The organism is Streptomyces sp. NPDC052301 (assembly GCF_044593395.1).
Lineage (GTDB): Bacteria > Actinomycetota > Actinomycetes > Streptomycetales > Streptomycetaceae > Streptomyces.
Genome location: NZ_JBIUBE010000002.1, coordinates 118,642 through 133,978 on the forward strand (window position 1 = coordinate 118,642; position 15,337 = coordinate 133,978).

Annotated in this window: 11 protein-coding genes; 5 read left to right on the forward strand and 6 right to left on the reverse strand. The window is 72.5% G+C overall.

Going from position 1 to position 15,337, the window contains the following annotated elements; genetic code table 11:
* The first annotated feature begins 129 nt into the window (after positions 1 to 129).
* Entirely contained in the window at positions 130 to 1,224 is a 1,095-nt protein-coding gene (locus ACIHEJ_RS04190) for a chemotaxis protein (protein WP_400132038.1), read from the forward strand.
* Between the two features lie 103 nt (positions 1,225 to 1,327).
* On the forward strand, positions 1,328 to 2,353 hold the full coding sequence (locus ACIHEJ_RS04195; RefSeq protein ID WP_400132040.1) for a Gfo/Idh/MocA family protein: 1,026 nt from the start codon (positions 1,328 to 1,330) through the stop codon (positions 2,351 to 2,353).
* On the opposite strand, the gene ACIHEJ_RS04200 is transcribed toward ACIHEJ_RS04195, so the two are convergent.
* On the reverse strand, positions 2,343 to 4,406 hold the full coding sequence (locus tag ACIHEJ_RS04200) for a phosphocholine-specific phospholipase C (protein ID WP_400132042.1): 2,064 nt from the start codon (positions 4,404 to 4,406) through the stop codon (positions 2,343 to 2,345). The genes ACIHEJ_RS04195 and ACIHEJ_RS04200 overlap by 11 nt on opposite strands.
* Positions 4,407 to 4,559: 153 nt before the next feature.
* Positions 4,560 to 4,970, reverse strand: a complete 411-nt coding sequence (locus ACIHEJ_RS04205; protein ID WP_400132044.1) for an SsgA family sporulation/cell division regulator — start codon at positions 4,968 to 4,970, stop codon at positions 4,560 to 4,562.
* Positions 4,971 to 5,316: 346 nt separating this feature from the next.
* On the opposite strand from ACIHEJ_RS04205, the gene ACIHEJ_RS04210 reads away from it, so the two are divergent.
* Positions 5,317 to 6,741, forward strand: a complete 1,425-nt coding sequence (locus ACIHEJ_RS04210; RefSeq protein WP_400132046.1) for a PP2C family protein-serine/threonine phosphatase — start codon at positions 5,317 to 5,319, stop codon at positions 6,739 to 6,741.
* 35 nt (positions 6,742 to 6,776) lie between these two features.
* Here the strand turns inward: ACIHEJ_RS04210 and ACIHEJ_RS04215 are convergent, their stop codons facing one another.
* Positions 6,777 to 8,267, reverse strand: a complete 1,491-nt coding sequence (locus ACIHEJ_RS04215; protein ID WP_400132048.1) for a hypothetical protein — start codon at positions 8,265 to 8,267, stop codon at positions 6,777 to 6,779.
* Between the two features lie 266 nt (positions 8,268 to 8,533).
* Here ACIHEJ_RS04215 and ACIHEJ_RS04220 point away from each other — a divergent pair, with 266 nt between their 5' ends.
* Together ACIHEJ_RS04220 and ACIHEJ_RS04225 are read left to right on the forward strand one after the other, a co-directional pair.
* Positions 8,534 to 9,679 carry an aminoglycoside phosphotransferase family protein gene (locus ACIHEJ_RS04220; RefSeq protein WP_400132050.1) on the forward strand — a complete coding sequence of 382 codons (1,146 nt, stop codon included), beginning with the start codon at positions 8,534 to 8,536 and terminating at the stop codon, positions 9,677 to 9,679.
* A 258-nt stretch (positions 9,680 to 9,937) separates the two neighbouring features.
* Positions 9,938 to 11,908 (forward strand): N-acetylmuramoyl-L-alanine amidase, encoded by a 1,971-nt coding sequence (locus ACIHEJ_RS04225; RefSeq protein ID WP_400132052.1) that lies wholly within the window; start codon positions 9,938 to 9,940, stop codon positions 11,906 to 11,908.
* A 15-nt stretch (positions 11,909 to 11,923) separates the two neighbouring features.
* On the opposite strand, the gene ACIHEJ_RS04230 is transcribed toward ACIHEJ_RS04225, so the two are convergent.
* From ACIHEJ_RS04230 to ACIHEJ_RS04240, 3 genes are all read right to left on the reverse strand, one after another.
* Positions 11,924 to 12,421: a hypothetical protein gene (locus ACIHEJ_RS04230; protein ID WP_014670824.1), complete on the reverse strand. Its 498-nt coding sequence runs from the start codon at positions 12,419 to 12,421 to the stop codon at positions 11,924 to 11,926.
* Between the two features lie 57 nt (positions 12,422 to 12,478).
* Positions 12,479 to 13,894 carry a 3-hydroxybutyrate oligomer hydrolase family protein gene (locus ACIHEJ_RS04235; protein ID WP_400132054.1) on the reverse strand — a complete coding sequence of 472 codons (1,416 nt, stop codon included), beginning with the start codon at positions 13,892 to 13,894 and terminating at the stop codon, positions 12,479 to 12,481.
* 135 nt (positions 13,895 to 14,029) lie between these two features.
* Complete coding sequence (locus ACIHEJ_RS04240; RefSeq protein ID WP_400132056.1) at positions 14,030 to 15,271, reverse strand: alpha/beta hydrolase family esterase; 1,242 nt, start codon at positions 15,269 to 15,271, stop codon at positions 14,030 to 14,032.
* Positions 15,272 to 15,337: the final 66 nt, after the last annotated feature.

Here is a 15,337-nt window from a genome sequence, read left to right on the forward strand (position 1 = left end):
CGGTTACTGGCCGGTAGGGTAGCCGTACGCCGGGCACCGCGTCACCGGTGTGCACGGCGGAGCCCGCAGCGCCCTCCGGTCCGGATTACCCCGAATGCCGTACGTGTGAATCGGACCTATCGTTCTGTCATGGAGCACGCACTGAGTCCCGCGACCCTTGCCGAACTGCGGCGCCCGCGCCCGTATCCGGCGGTGTCCGTGCTGACCCCGACGCACCGCCGAGAACCGGGGAACGGCCAGGACCCCGTCCGGCTGCGCAATGTGGTCACCGAGGCCCGCAGGCGCCTGGAGGCCGATCCGTCCGTCACCCGGGAACGGCGCAACGACGTCGTGGCGCAGCTCGACCGGGCGCTGTCGGAGGTGGACCTGGCGCATACCGAGGACGGCCTGGTGATCTTCGCCGCTCCGGGCGAGCACCAGGTGTGGTCCCTGGCCCGCACCGTCCCCGAACGGGTGGTGCTGTCGGACACCTTCCTCACCCGGAACCTCGTCTCCGCGCAGGCCGCCGAGCGCCCGTACTGGGTGCTGACCCTCTCCGCCGACCGCGTCACGCTGTGGAGCGGCGGCCACGACCGGGTCGTCGAGGACCGCGCCGGCGGATTCCCGCTCGTCCGCAGCCGCCCGAACTTCGACCCCGAGCGCCAGATGCGCACGGGCGGCATGCCGAGCACCTTCAGCGACGAGGGCACCCGGCAGTTCCTGCGCGAGGCGGACACCGCCATGAGCACGGTCCTGCGCGAGCAGCCACGGCCGCTGTACGTCACCGGCGATCAGGCGGCGCTCTCCCTGCTCGACGAGGTCGGCAGCGTCGCCAAGGCCGCCGTCCACGTCCCGCACGGAGGCCTCGCGCAGGCCGGCCCGGAGGCGGTGTGGCAGGCGCTGCGACCGGTGCTGGAGGCGGAGGCCCGCAAGGACGCCTCGGCCGTGGTCCGGGAGCTGACCTCGGCCCGCGGCCACCGCACCTACGCGGCCGGCCTCGACGAGCTGTGGCAGAGCGCCCGGGAGGGCCGGGTCCGGCTGCTCGCCGTCGAGGAGAACTTCCGGGTGAGCGTCCGGGACCTCGGCGAGCATCTGCTGCCGGCCGAGCCCGGTGACCTGGATGCCCGCGACGACATCGTGGACGAGATCGTCGAGCAGTGCCTGGAGACCGGTGCCGAGGTCCGCTTCGTGCCCGACGGCACCCTGGACGACGCGAACGGCATCGCGGGGGTCCTGCGCTACTGAGGCCCGCTGCGGCGCGACCCGGGCCCCGCGGGGGCACCCTGAGGAAGCGCTCTCTCGTCGGCGTACGCTACGGCCGTGATCGCCGGCGAGAGGGAGCGCACACATGGGTGACCTGCTGGGTGTGGCGGTACTGGGCGCAGGCCACATGGGGGCCGACCATATACGGCGGCTCGACCAAGTGGTCAGCGGCGCCAGGGTCGCGGCCGTGGCCGACCCCGATGCCGACCGGGCGAGGGACGCCGCGGCCGGCCTCGCCGGGATCACGGTGCACACGGATCCGGCGGCGGCGCTCGCCGCGCCCGGCGTCGACGCCGTCCTGATCGCCTCCCCCGGCCCCGCGCACGAGGAGGCGCTGCTCGCCGCCTTCGCCCGTGGGCTGCCGGTGCTGTGCGAGAAGCCCATGGTGCCGGACTCCGAAGGCGCCCTGCGGGTCGTGGAGGCGGAGGCGCGCCTGGGCCGCCGGCTGGCGCAGATCGGCTTCATGCGCCGCTACGACGCCGAGTACCGGCGGCTGAAGGCCCTGCTGGACGGCGGCAGCCTCGGCCGGCCGCTGATGCTGCACTGCACCCACCGCAACGTCTCCTCCCCCGGCCACTTCACCAGCGCCATGCTGATCAACAGCTCGGTCTCGCACGAGATCGACGCGGCCCGCTGGCTGCTCGGGCAGGAACTGACGGCGGTGGCCGTGCTGCGGCCCGCGTCGTCCGCGGGTGCCCCCGAGGGGCTGACCGATCCGCAGTTCGTGCTGTTCGAGACCGAGCGCGGCGCCCTGGTGGACGTCGAGGTCTTCGTCAACTGCGGCTTCGGCTACGAGGTGCGCTGCGAGGCGGTGTGCGAGCGGGGCAGCGCCCGGATCGGCGACGGGCACACCATGGTGGTCACCACCGCGGGCAGCGCCCGCGAGGAGGTGGCGCAGGACTACCTCGTCCGCTTCGCCGACGCCTACGACCGTGAGGTGCAGGCCTGGGTCGACGCCACCCGGCGCGGCGAGGTCACCGGTGCGAGCGTCTGGGACGGCTACGCGGCGTCGGTCGTCGCCGAGGCGGGGGTCCGGGCGCTGGAGAGCGGCGGCCGGGTGGCCGTCGATCTCGCCGCGCGCCCGGACCTGTACGCCGGGGTCAGCCGCTGACGCTCGCGGCACCCGTCTCCAGGTGCCCGGTGAACCGGCGCGACCAGGTCGTGTCGGAGTCGACGGTCACCGCGAAGTCGTACCAGCCGTTCTGGTAGGCGACGGCGTTGAAGAAGTCCTCCGTCGAGGCGCCCGCGGCGACGGTGTAGCGCCAGGGACCGTCGCCGCGGTAGTGCTGGGAGGTGATGGTGAACTTCACCGATGACGTACCGGAGTTGGTCATCTTGAAGTAGATCGCGAGCTTGCCGGTGCCCGGCTCGACCGCGTACCGGGTGCGGACCTCCGCCGACTTGCCCGCCTTGGTCGCGTCGCCCTGGAAGCGGCGCAGGAAGCGGTTGGGGCCGACCATGGTGAAGTCGTACTTGCCCGCGCCGAAGCCCGTACCGATGTTGAAGGAGTCGGAGGCGGTGCCGCCCGGATCGATCGTGTACTGCCAGGGCGTGGTGTCCCGGTAGGCGCCCGGGTGGATCGAGAAGTGGGCCGCGCGGGAGGCCGGGCCGCCCTGGTTGGTCATGGTGAACCAGGCGAGGACCTTGCCCGCGGCACCGAACTCCAGGTGGTCCAGACGGCCGTCCGGCTGGTACGGCAGCGCGCGGGCCGGACGCGTGCCGGGCTCCTGGGCGGGCAGGGTGTTGTCCGTCGGCACCGGGTTGGGCAGCGGGCCGCAGGTGCCCAGGCCGATGACGCCGGTCGCGGGCAGGGACACGGGGCCGTGGACGGGGGTGGCGAAGTCGAAGACGCCGGTGAGGTCGCCGCTCACCTTGCGCCGCCAGTCGCTGATGCCGGGGCACTTGGCGGGCTTGCCGATCGCCGTCGTCCAGGTCTCCAGGAAGCGCAGCACGGAGGTGTGCTCGAAGACCTCCGAGGAGACCCAGCCGCCGCGCGTCCAGGGCGAGACGACGATCATGGGCACGCGGAAGCCGAAACCGTACGGCACCCCGTTGAGGAACTCCCCGGCGGTTCCGGCGGGCGGCGCCGGCGGGGGCACATGGTCGAAGAAGCCGTCGTTCTCGTCGTAGTTGAGGAACAGCACGGTCGAGTCGAAGACGTCCTGGTCGGCCGCGAGGGCCTGGTAGACGAGGCTGACGAAGTGGGCGCCGTCGCCGGGCGGGGCGTAAGGGTGTTCGGAGAAGGCCTGGTTGGGGACGACCCAGGAGACCTGCGGGAGGGTACCCGCGAGGACGTCGGCCTTGATGGCGGCGGCGATGTCGTCGGGGGTGGAGCCGGTCACCCTCGGCACCGAGGCCATGCCGCGGTCGTACAGCGGGTCGCCCGCCCTGGCGTTCGTGAAGTTCTTGAAGTAGGCGCAGCCGTTGTCCCCGTAGTTGTCGGCCGCGTTCTGGTAGACCTTCCAGGTCACTCCTGCGGTCTGCAGCGCCTCGGCGTAGTTCTGCCAGGTCAGTCCGGACTCGTCGCCGCCGTCGTAGGAGGCGGAGTCGACCTTGCCGCTCCACAGGTAGGTGCGGTTGGGACCGGTGGCGCTGAGCGTGGAGCAGAAGTAGGCGTCGCAGATCGTGTAGTTGTCCGCGAGCGCGTAGTGGAAGGGGATGTCGGAGCGGTCCAGGTAGCCGAGCGAGCGGACGTTGCCGACGCCCGCGACCCAGTTGTCCATCCGGCCCTTGTTCCAGGCGGAGTGCTGCGAGGACCAGGAGTGGGGCAGGTCGCCGCTGCACTGGGCCAGGGTCTCGCCGTCCTTGCCGCCGGCGGACGGGGTCGCGCTGAGCTTCCACGGGTACTGGCGGCCCGTCCCGTTCGGCTGGCTGAAGACCGGGTGGCCGCCGCTGAGGGTGATGCCGCTGCGGTCGTCGAAGCCGCGCACGCCCTTCAGGCGCCCGAAGTAGTGGTCGAAGCTGCGGTTCTCCTGCATGAGGATCACGACGTGCTGTACGTCCTTGATCGTGCCGGTCGCCGTGGTCGCGGCAGCCGCCGTGATGGGGGTACCTCCCCGAGCGAGCGCATTCGAGCTCTGGGGGAGCGTCCCGGTGCCCAGCGCCACCTCGGCCGCCACGGATGCGCCGAGCCCCACGAAGCCTCTTCGGCTGATCGGTGTCATTCGCCTCGTCCTCGTCGCCTTCGGTGCCCCTGCGGCACACCGCGCGCCAGGGTGCCCGCGGCGATCGTCAGGGTCCATACCGGTGCGGTGAGGCAGAGGTGAACAAAGGTCGAAGTCGCGGCCCGGCCGCCCGCGAGGGCCGTGGACCGGCGCTCACACCCCGCCGAACAGGGCGCTCAGGCCCCGCTCCACCACCCCGGCGACGTCCTCCTGCCCGGGTGCGACCACCTCGTAGGTGCGCACCAGGAAGCGGCGCAGCGTCGAGGCCTGGAACTGCAGCAGGGCGAGGCCGTGGGGCGAGTGGAACTCCAGGACCGTCCGGGCCCCTCCGCAGGGCCAGATCTGGACGTCCCCGTGTCCGGCCGGGGCGCGCAGCCCCTGGTCGAGCAGGGTGCGCGCGAAGGTCCAGGTGACCTCCTCGCCGTCCAGGGCGGCCTCGGCCGGGAAGTCCACGAAGACGGCCAGCGGGTCGTCGGCGGTGTAGCGCAGCGTGGCCGACACCGGGAGTTCCCGGTCCTCGGCGGTGACGAGCCGGGCGTGGGCGGGCTGTTCGATGGTGTCCATGCCCTAATGGAGTCCGTGGAGGCCTTCCGCATGCCGCCAAATCCGGTCAGAGTTCGATAGGTACAGGCCGTCGGCGACACGAGCGAACACCAGAGCGTCGAACACACGCTTGCCTGCGTCACCGAGGCCGTCCGTGCGCGGCAACTCCCGTAGGCTTCCTACGACTTGGACACCCAGGCGCGTACGTCATCCGTACCTCAGGAACCCTCCCGGAAGACTCTGGCATATGCCGGAAGCACCACCGTATCGTGTGGTGCCAAATCCCTTACGGGGCGTCGCGGGCTGTGCCACAGTCGTAACGGTCCCCCGTCCCTCTTGGCCGTACCGTCCCCCCTCGGAGTGCGTCATGCCGTCACCGGTCTCCGCGGACCGCTCAGCCGCCCACCCACCCGGACCCGGCTCGGTCGAGGCGTTGATCACGCAGACGCGGCGACTCAAGGGCGAGGTGGACGCCGTACGGCGGGACGCGCGGAGCGACGGAGCGGACCCCGAGGAGCGCTGGCAGCGCGCCCTGTACGACCTGGCAATGCACCAACTGGACGATCTCGACGCCCACTTGGCTCAGCTGCGGGACGGCCCGGAGCCCGAGCCCGCCGAACCGCCCGCCGCCCCCGAGCAGCCCCCGGCGGGCACCGCGAGTGGCTCGCTGCTCAGCCGCGTCGGCAGCGCGGAGTGGCACCTCCTCACGGACGAGGCGACCTGGTCCGGCGAGCTGTACCAGATCCTCGGCCGCGACCCGTCCGAACCCGCCCTCACCCTGGACGAACTGCCCTCACTGGTGCTGGACGAGGACCGTCCGAAGCTGACCGCGATGGTGACGGACTGCCTGGTCGACGGCAAGCCGATCGACGGCGAGTTCCGCGTCGTACGGCCCGACGCCACCGTCCGGACCGTGCACATGATGGGCGAACCGGTGCTCGGCGCCGACGGTGGCACGGCCTCGATGTGGGCCGTGCTGCGGGACGTCAGCGAGCTGCGCCGGCACCGGCGGACGGTGCGCGAGACCCATGACTCGCTGCAGCGCCACCGGCGGGAGGAGCGGACCGAGCAGCGGATCGCGGTCGAGCTCCAGGAGGCCGTGCTGCCGCCGTGGCGTGGCTCCCTGCGGCTCCCGCGCCAGGGACCCCGCGCCCTCGACCTCGCCACCCACCATCTGCCGGCCGCCACCGCCACGCTGATCGGCGGCGGCTGGTACGACGCCCTGGAGCTGTCCGACGGCGAGACGCTGCTCAGCGTCGGCGACCTCACCGGACAGGGAGTCTCCGTCGCCTCCGGCATGGCGACGCTGCTCGGTGCCGTACGCGGCATGGCGATGGCCGGCGCGCACCCCGGCCCGCTGCTCGCCATGCTCAACCAGTTGCTCGACGCCACCGTGCAGCCCGCCCTCGGCAGCGCCGTGTGCTGCCGCTACCGGCCCGAGACCCGCACCCTGGTCTGGGCGCGGGCCGGGCACCCCGCCCCGCTGCTGTACCGCGACGGGACGGGGTGCGTGCTGACCGCACCGGACGGCGTCCTGCTCGGCGCCACCTCGGGCGCCGTCTACGGACAGGCCGAAGTGACGCTGGAACCGGGCGACCTGCTCCTGCTGCACACCGAGGGGCTGGTGCCCGGGCACACCGGGACCGCGGCCGTGGACCGGCTGCTCGACCTCGCCCCACGGTTCGGCGCGGCGCGCACCGCGCAGGACGGTGTGCGGACGGTGGTCGAGGAGTTCGGCGCGACCGAGCGCGCGGACGAGGCGTGCGTCCTCGTCGCCCGGGTCACCGCGTGAGCTGACCGGACGGGACGGACGCGGCGCACAGGCCCCTAGGCCCGGGCGCTGTCGCTCTTGCCCCTGGGCCTGGGCAGAGCGAGCCTGATCTCCTCCCGCAGTTCGTGGATCTTCGGGTAGCCCGCGTACTCCGCGGTCAGCCGGTACATCTCGCGCAGCCGGTCCCAGGTGCGACGGGAGGAGTTCGACCCCATCGACATCAGCGCCAGGCGTGCGTAGCGGTTCGCCTGTTCGGGGTCGTCGGCGATGAAGCAGGCCGACGCCATGGACAGATGGTCGAAGATCTTCGACCGCTCCCGCCCGTCGACGCGCAGGGAGAGAGCCTTCTCCGCGTAGTACTGGGCGTGCGTGGCCGCGCTCGGGTCGAACTCCGCCAGGGTGCGGTAGGCGAGCGCCTGCATGCCGTACAGGTCCTCGTCCTTGAAGGTCTGCATCCAGTCCAGCGGCTCGGCCTCACCCCGGTCGGCGACGAACATGTCCTCCGCCTGGCCGAGGGTGCGGCGCATCGCCTGGCCCTTGCCCATCGACGCCTGCGCCCAGGCCTCGATGGTGTGGAACATCGCCTTCGTGCGCGGCTGCAGGCGGTCACCGGCGCCGGACTGGGCGAGCTTCATCAGGTCCAGCGCGTCGTCGGGCCGGCCGAGGTGCACCATCTGGCGGGCCGCCCGGGACAGCGCCTCCCCGGCGCGCGGCCGGTCCCCGCCCTCACGGGCGGCGTGGGCGGCGATGACGAAGTACTTCTGCGCCGTGGGCTCCAGGCCGACGTCGTGCGACATCCAGCCCGCGAGGACGGCCAGGTTGGCGGCGACGCCCCACAGGCGCCGCTGGAGATGGGGTGGATGGTGATAGGCGAGCATGCCGCCCACCTCGTTGAGCTGTCCCACGACCGCCTTGCGCTGCAGCCCGCCGCCACGGGCCGCGTCCCAGGCGCGGAACACCTCGACCGAGCGCTCCAGTTCCTCGATCTCCTGCGATCCGATGGGGGCGGCCTCATAGCGGTCGAACCCAGCGGGGTCGGCGTGCAGGGGATCGTCGAGGACAGGGGCGTCGGCCTTCAGGGTGGGGTCGGTGTGCAACCAGTCGTACATGGCGCTGCTGAGTGTGGATCCCGCGGCGAGCGCGGCACCCGCGCCCACCAAGCCGCGTCGGTTGAGCATGAGGTCCATTCCCGTGAATTCGGTGAGGACCGCGGCGGTCCGTTCGGGCGCCCACGGCACTCCGTCGGGATGTTCCTCGATCCCGTCGCCCTGCCGTTTCCCCGCACGCCCGTGCCGTACCAGACCGAGGTCCTCCATGGTCACGACACGACCGAGACGCTCGGTGAACAGAGCCGCCAGCACCCGCGGTACGGGATCGCGCGGGATCTCTCCCATGTCGATCCACCGACGCACCCGGGAGGTGTCGGTCGCCAGCTGGAGGTGGCCCATGGCCGCCGCCTGCTTGTTGACCAGCCTCGCGAGTTCGCCCTTGGACCAGCCGGCCAGGCCGAACAGGTCCGCAAGGCGGGTGTTGGGTTGTCCACTCACGTCAAGCCCCCAGGTTCTCGGCTGAGTTGACAGTAGACCCGTGAAGGTTGCCGGGCGACTATTCGCCACGGTTCGCCAGGGTCCGCCAGATGGTGTGCCACGGGTCGTCGGGTGTCAGGTAGGAAAGCGCCACCCCGACCCGGTCGCCGCTCGGCGTCGACCGAGCCGACGGGCACTCTCCCCAGGGTGTGCCCGGGCGACCGGGACGGGTTGCGCGTGAGGAATTCGGCAGGCACCGCAGGCACACGAAGGGATCTGTCTCTCCCATGTACGCAGCATCGTCCTCCGTGTCCGCCCCGACCCGGCCGCTGCGCCCCCGCCCGGCGGGCGGCGGGCCGTACCTCGACCCGGCGGCGCGTCCGGGCGGGCCCGTGCTGGGCATGGGCCGGCCCCGGCGGATCCCGGGCCAGGTCGGTCCCCAACCACTCAGCGGGAGACTCGACCTGTCCGGCCCCCAGGGCGCGCAGTTGCGCTCCGCGATCGCCTCGGTGCACCGCATCTGCCCGGAGTTCGCTCCGGTGCAGGTACTGCGGCGCAGCGGACGGTCCGTCCTGCTCGTCGGGACGACAGGGCGCAACACGGCCGTGGCGAAGTGTCTCCTGGACCACTCGCCCGCCTGGGCCGACCGGATCCGCCACGAAATAGCCGTATACCGCTCGTTCGTCCGGAACCGGCCTCCGGTCCGTGTTCCCCGGCTGATCGCGGCGGATCCGGACAACTGCACCCTGGTCATCGAACGGATGCCGGGCCGGGTGCTGGCGTTCCAACGGCATCCGGCGGAGGTGCCGCCCCGCGCGGACGTCCGGGCGGCGCTCGGTTCGATCTGCCGGGTGAACGCCTGGCGGCCGCCGGCGGGCACCTTCGACATGCCGCTCGACTACGGCGCCCGGATGTCCCGGTACCACGAGCTGGGCCTGCTCACCGACCGGGACCTCGGCGACCTGCAGAAACTGCTGCACGGCATCGCCCATGAGGTGGGGCGGCACGGCCTGCTGCAGTTCAACCACGGCGATGCCCTGCTGTCGAACATCCTGCTCTCACCGGCCGGTCCAGTGCTGGTGGACTGGGAGCACGCGGGCTGGTACCTGCCGGGCTACGACCTGGCGACGCTGTGGCTGGTGCTCGGGGACGCACCGGTGGCCCGGCGGCAGATCAGTCAGATCGCCCAGTCGGCGGGCCCGGCCTCCCGGGACGCCTTCCTGGTGAACCTGATGCTGCTGCTCACCCGGGAGATCCGGACGTACGAGACGGCCGTGCAGCGTTCGATGCACGATCCGGTCCCGTCGGCTCAGGGTGCGGCCCACCCGGGTGCCGCGCCGTGCGGCGAGGAACAGCGGCTGCTGCTCCGGCGGCTGCACGACGACTGCCAGATGGCCCGCAAGGCCGTCCGCGCGGCGGTCGGCACCCGCTGAGGGAGGGGAGGTCCGCGGTGCGCCAGAGCGGCGGCGCACCGCGGACCTTCCTGCGTCCGCGCCCGGTCCGGTCACTGGTGTATGCCAGTGACGCCCCGCAGGCCCGCGCACCGCCGTCGCGAAACTCGCCGAAAACCCTCCGTGACATGGGAAATCGCCGCCCTGACGGCATTATTGACGGATCGTCGGCCAGCCGGTACCACTGACCCAGCTCGGCGCCGTACGCCCCGCCACGCCCGCGCGTCACAGGAGGCCGCATTGCGAGGTTCCGCCACCGACCCCACGTCCACGCCCGGCCACAGACATCTCCGGCGGGCCGCCGGCCCGCTGGCCTCCGTGGCCCTGCTCGTGCCGCTGCTCGGCGCGGCACCCGCCCACGGGGCCGCGGACTCCTCCGCCGGCCGGCTGCAAGAGGCGTTCGCCACCGCGGCCGCCGACTACCACGTGCCCCAGAGCGTGCTGCTGGCCGTCTCCTACCTCCAGTCCCGCTGGGACCGGCACGCCGGCGCGCCCAGCGTGAGCGGCGGCTACGGCCCGATGCACCTCACCGACGCCCGTACGGCGATCGCCACCACCGAGCACTACGCCGAGGGCACGGAGGACGCCCGAGGAGACAGCGCCCGCGCCGCCGTGCGCCCGGACGTCGAGGTGCCTGCCGAGTCCGCTCTCCCGGCCCGGCTGAGGACCCTGCCGAAGGCGGCGGAGCTGACCGGTGTCCCGGCCGAGCGGCTGCGCACCGACCCGGCGGCGAACGTGGCCGGCGGCGCCGCCCTGCTCGCCGCCGCGCAGAAGCAGTTGGGCGAGCCGCCGAGCGCCGACCCGGCGGAGTGGTACGGCGCGGTGGCACGTTTCTCCGGCGCCGACGACTCGGCGACCGCGGCTGCCTACGCCGACGACGTGTACGACGTGCTGCGCAGCGGCGAGGAACGCGTCACGGACGACGGCCAGCTGGTCGCCCTGGCGGCCCAGCCGCGGCTGACCGCGGACACCGCCCAGCTGGAGCGGGCCGGGCTGCGCACGCTCCCCGCCGACGGCGTGGAGTGCCCGCGGTCGGTGTCCTGCGAGGCGGTCTGGGCGCCGTACGCGCAGTTCGGCAACGACGACTACGGCAACCACGACCTCGGCGACCGCCCGGTGTCGCAGCGCATCAAGTACATCGTCATCCATGACACGGAGGGCGCCTGGGACGGGGTGCTCAACCTGATCCAGGATCCGACCTATGTGTCGTGGAACTACACGATCCGTTCCACCGACGGGCTGATCGCCCAGCACGTCAAGGCGAAGGACGTGGCCTGGCACGCGGGCAACTGGGACATCAACGCCCGGTCCGTCGGCATCGAGCACGAAGGTTTCCTCGCCGCCCCGGACGCCTGGTACACGGAGGCGATGTACCGGGCGTCGGCGCGGCTGGTGCGCTACCTGGCCGCGCAGTACGACATCCCGCTGGACCGGCAGCACATCCTGGGCCACGACAACGTGCCCGGGCCGACCACCTCGACCATTCCCGGCATGCACACGGACCCGGGCCCGTACTGGGACTGGCGGCACTACTTCCAGCTGCTCGGCCACCCCTTCAGGAAGACGGCGGGCAAGCGGTCCGGGCTGGTGACGATCCTGCCGGACTACGCTGCGAACCAGCCCGTGTACACGGGCTGCACCACCAAGGGCGAGCCCTGCACGGTGCACGGCTCCAGCGAGGTGCGGCTGTACACGGACCATGACGTGGACGCGCCGCTGGTCAAGGACATCGGTCTGAAGACGGCCCCGACGACCGATGTGAACGACCTGTCCTCGCGGGTCTCCACCGGTCAGCAGTACGCGGTCGCCGACCGCTGGGGCGACTGGACGGCCATCTGGTACCTGGGGCAGAAGGCGTGGTTCGAGAACCCGCGCAAGCAGCCGACGGCGGTGCCCGCCCGGGGAGCGGTGATCACGCCGCGGGACGGTCTGGCGAGCGTCCCGGTGTACGGCCGTGCCTACCCGGAGAAGGAGGCGTACCCGGCGGACGTCCCTGCGCAGTCGGTGGTGCCGCTGCCGTACACGATCCCGGCCGGGCAGGCGTACGTGGTCGGTGACGAGGTGCCGGGCGAGTACTACTACGCGGTCACCTTCACCACCGACTCGCACCGGGTCGTGGTGGGCAAGGACCTGTACTACGAGATCCAGTACGGCCACCGGGTCGCCTTCGTCCGCGCCGCGGACGTGACCCTGGAGGGCTCGGCCGACTGACGCCGGGACGTGGCCTCAGCCCTGCTGGAAAAGCTCCGCCGGGAGCGGCTTCAGCAGGGCGTACAGGTCGTCCGTGATGGGGCGGTCCCAGGCCGCGATGGTGACGAGGACGCCGTCGCTGCGGTCGAACTGCACACAGCTGATCCTCGATTCGGACAGCTTCAGCCGCCGCACGATGAGCAGGTTGTCGCCCTGGAGCACCGGGGTGTCCTCGACGCCGACGACGGTGACCTCCTCGTCGTTCTCCAGCGCCAGCAGCAGCTGGCCCACCTCGAAGGGGATCTCCCCCTCGGCGACGTCGCGGGCCGGGGAGCCCTCCGGCAGATTGCCGATGATCATGGCGGGGCCGCGGCCGCCGAAGAGGTCGTAGCGCAGGAAGACACCCTGGCAGGTGCCGTCGGGGGCGGGCAGCAGGCCCGCGCCGAGGTTGCCCGGCCAGTCGCCCGGGTCCATGGCCAGCACGTCGAAGTCGGGCCCGGCGGGGGTGGCGCTGCGGCGGCGGAGGAACGACATGCGGCCATGGTACGTGCCCGGGCTCCGGTGGGTGACCTGCGGGCGCCGGGAGCTCGTCTATCCCAGTGGGCAGCTGGTGAGCAGCGTCGCCCGGTCGGCGTCGGCGGGGCGGGCGACGGTGTGGTCGGCGGGCGGACGGCCGTCACCGGCGAGCCAGCGTTCCAGTGCCGTGAAGGCCGCGCGGTGGCAGGGCACCATCGGGCGGAGCCGGTCGGGGAAGACGTCGACCAGGGAGTCGGTGTGGGTGCCGTCCTGGATGCGGTAGTAGCGCAACAGGGCACCGCGTCCGGCCGCGTGGACCATCCGGGCGTAGACGTCGGAGTCCCGGCTGATCGGCAGCAGCGTGTCGAGGGTGCCCTGGAGGGTGATCAGCGGTTTGCCGATGCGTCCGGTCAGGGCGATCCGGCCGACCGCGCGGTGGACGGCGGCGGGCCGGGATGCGTAGTCGTAGTCGGCGTCGCAGCCGGGGGTGCCGGAGGCGCAGTACGGGGTGCCGGCCTCGGTGGCGCCGTCGTAGGCGGGGTCGACCTCCTCGCGGTAGATGCGCTGGGTGAGGTCCCAGTAGACCTGGTAGTGGTACGGCCACAGGAACTCGGAGCCGGCCGGGAAGCCCGCCCGGTGCAGGGCGGACTCGGCCTCGGCTGCTCCGGGGCCGCCGGCGGCGTACGCGGGGTAGTGGCGCAGGGCCTGCGGCAGGAAGGTGAACAGGTTGGGTCCGTCGGCGCGCCACAGGGTGCCCTCCCAGTCCACTCCGCCGTCGTACAGCTCGGGGTGGTTCTCGAGCTGCCAGCGGACCAGGTAGCCGCCGTTGGACAGGCCGGTGGCGAGGGTGCGGGCCGGGGGCCGGTGATAGCGCTGGGCGACGACGGCGCGGGCCGCGCGGGTGAGCTGGGTGAGGCGGGTGTTCCATTCGGCGATCGCGTCGCCGGGCCGTCGGCCGTCGCGGTGGAAGGCGGTGCCGGTGTTGCCCTTGTCGGTGGCGGCGTAGGCGTAGCCGCGGGCGAGGACCCAGTCGGCGATGGCCTTGTCGTTGGCGTACTGCTCGCGGTTGCCGGGCGTTCCGGCCACCACGAGGCCGCCGTTCCAGTGGTCGGGCAGGCGGACGACGAACTGGGAGTCGTGGTTCCAGCCGTGGTTCGTGTTCGTGGTGGAGGTGTCCGGGAAGTAGCCGTCGATCTGGATGCCCGGGACGCCGCTGGGCGTGGGCAGGTCCTTCGGGGTGAGACCGGCGTAGTCGGCCGGGTCGGTGTGGCCGGAGGCCACGGTGCCGGCGGTGGTCAGCTCGTCGAGGCAGTCGGCCTGCTGGCGGGCGGCGCCCGGCACCCGCAGCTGGGCGCGGCCGGCGCAGTGGCCGTCCGGTGTGCCGGTGGGCGCCGCCGCGGCCGGTGTGGTCAGGAGCAGGCAGGCCGCGGTGAGCGACAGTGCGTGGAGAACGGCTCGGCGGGCGGGCCGTCCGGGCGGTGTGGTGGGCATACGGGTTCCTCCGGCTCTGGGTGGACGCGCTGGAGGCTAGGGGCGGAGTAGGCACGCCGGACATGTGTGCGGCCGCCATGAAGGCGGCCGCCACGGCGTCGTCGGCCACCATGACCGAGCAGGTTCGACCCGCTGTCAGGGGCAGCCGTTGTCGGCAATGGTGTAGTAGCCCGTGGGTGACTCCTTCAGGGTGTGGGTGACGAAGGTGTTGTACAGGCCCATGTTCTGGCCGGAGCCCTTGGCGTAGGTGACGCCGCCGCTGGTGGTGGCACGTCCCGCCTGCACCTGGGCGTAGTTGCTCGCCGTCCAGCAGGCGGCGGTGCCTCCGCCCCCGCCGCCGTCACCACCGCCCGGGTCGGAGTCGTCCAGGCCGAAGAAGCGGGCGATCCAGTAGCCGGAGCAGATCGAGTCCGGGAAGTAGGGGGCCCCGGTGCTGCCGCACTGCGTGGTGCCGGTGCCCGGGTCGACGGGGGTGCCGTGGCCGATGCCGGGGACCCGGTCGACCTCGACGGCGACCGTGCCGTCGGCGGCCAGGTACTCGTCGTGCTGTGTGGCGTCGGGTCCGATGGTCGTGGTGCGGGTGGGGGTCTGGGACAGGCCGTGCAGCGCCGTCCACTGGTCGCGCAGCTCCGTGGCGTTGCGCGGGACGACGGTGGTGTCCTGGTCGCCGTACCAGACGGCGGTGCGCGGCCAGGGTCCCTGGTAGGAGGGATGGGCGTCGCGCACCCGCTGGGCCCAGGCGTCCGGGGAGAGGTCGACGCCGGGATTCATGCACGTGTAGGGGCTGTTGTCCTTGGTGCAGTCGTAGGGCAGGCCGGCGACGACCGCGCCCGCGGAGAAGACGTCGGGGTAGGTGGCGAGCATGACCGCGGTCATCGCGCCGCCCGCGGACAGGCCGGTGACGTAGACCCGCCCGGGATCGGCACCGTAGGCGGTCACGGCCCGGCTCACCATCTGCCGGACGGACAGGGCCTCGCCCTGGTCGCGCCGGTTGTCGGTGGTCTGGAACCAGTTGAAGCACCGGCTCGGGTTGTTGGCCGTGGTGGTCTCGGCGAACACCAGCAGGAAGCCGTCGCGGTCGGCGAGCTCGGGGAGGCCGGAGTTGTCGGCGTAGACCTGGGCGCTCTGGGTGCATCCGTGCAGGGCCACGACCACCGGCGGGTGTGCCGGCAGGGTGGCGGGCCGGTACACGTACATGGTGAGGGCGCCGGGGTTGGACCCGAATCCGGGCACCTCGGTGAGCGTGACGGAGGCGTGCGCCGCGGGTGCGGGACCGGCGAGCGCGGTACCGAGGACGACGGCGACGACGGCCAGGAGGCGGCGCCATCGAGAGGGGGACGGCGCGGTGGCGGCTGTTCTGGACCGGGCGAGGGGCATGGCGGCTCCTTGGGTGGACACGCGTGTCCCGGCCGCTGGGGCGTACGGGCGCCACCTCGCGCACCG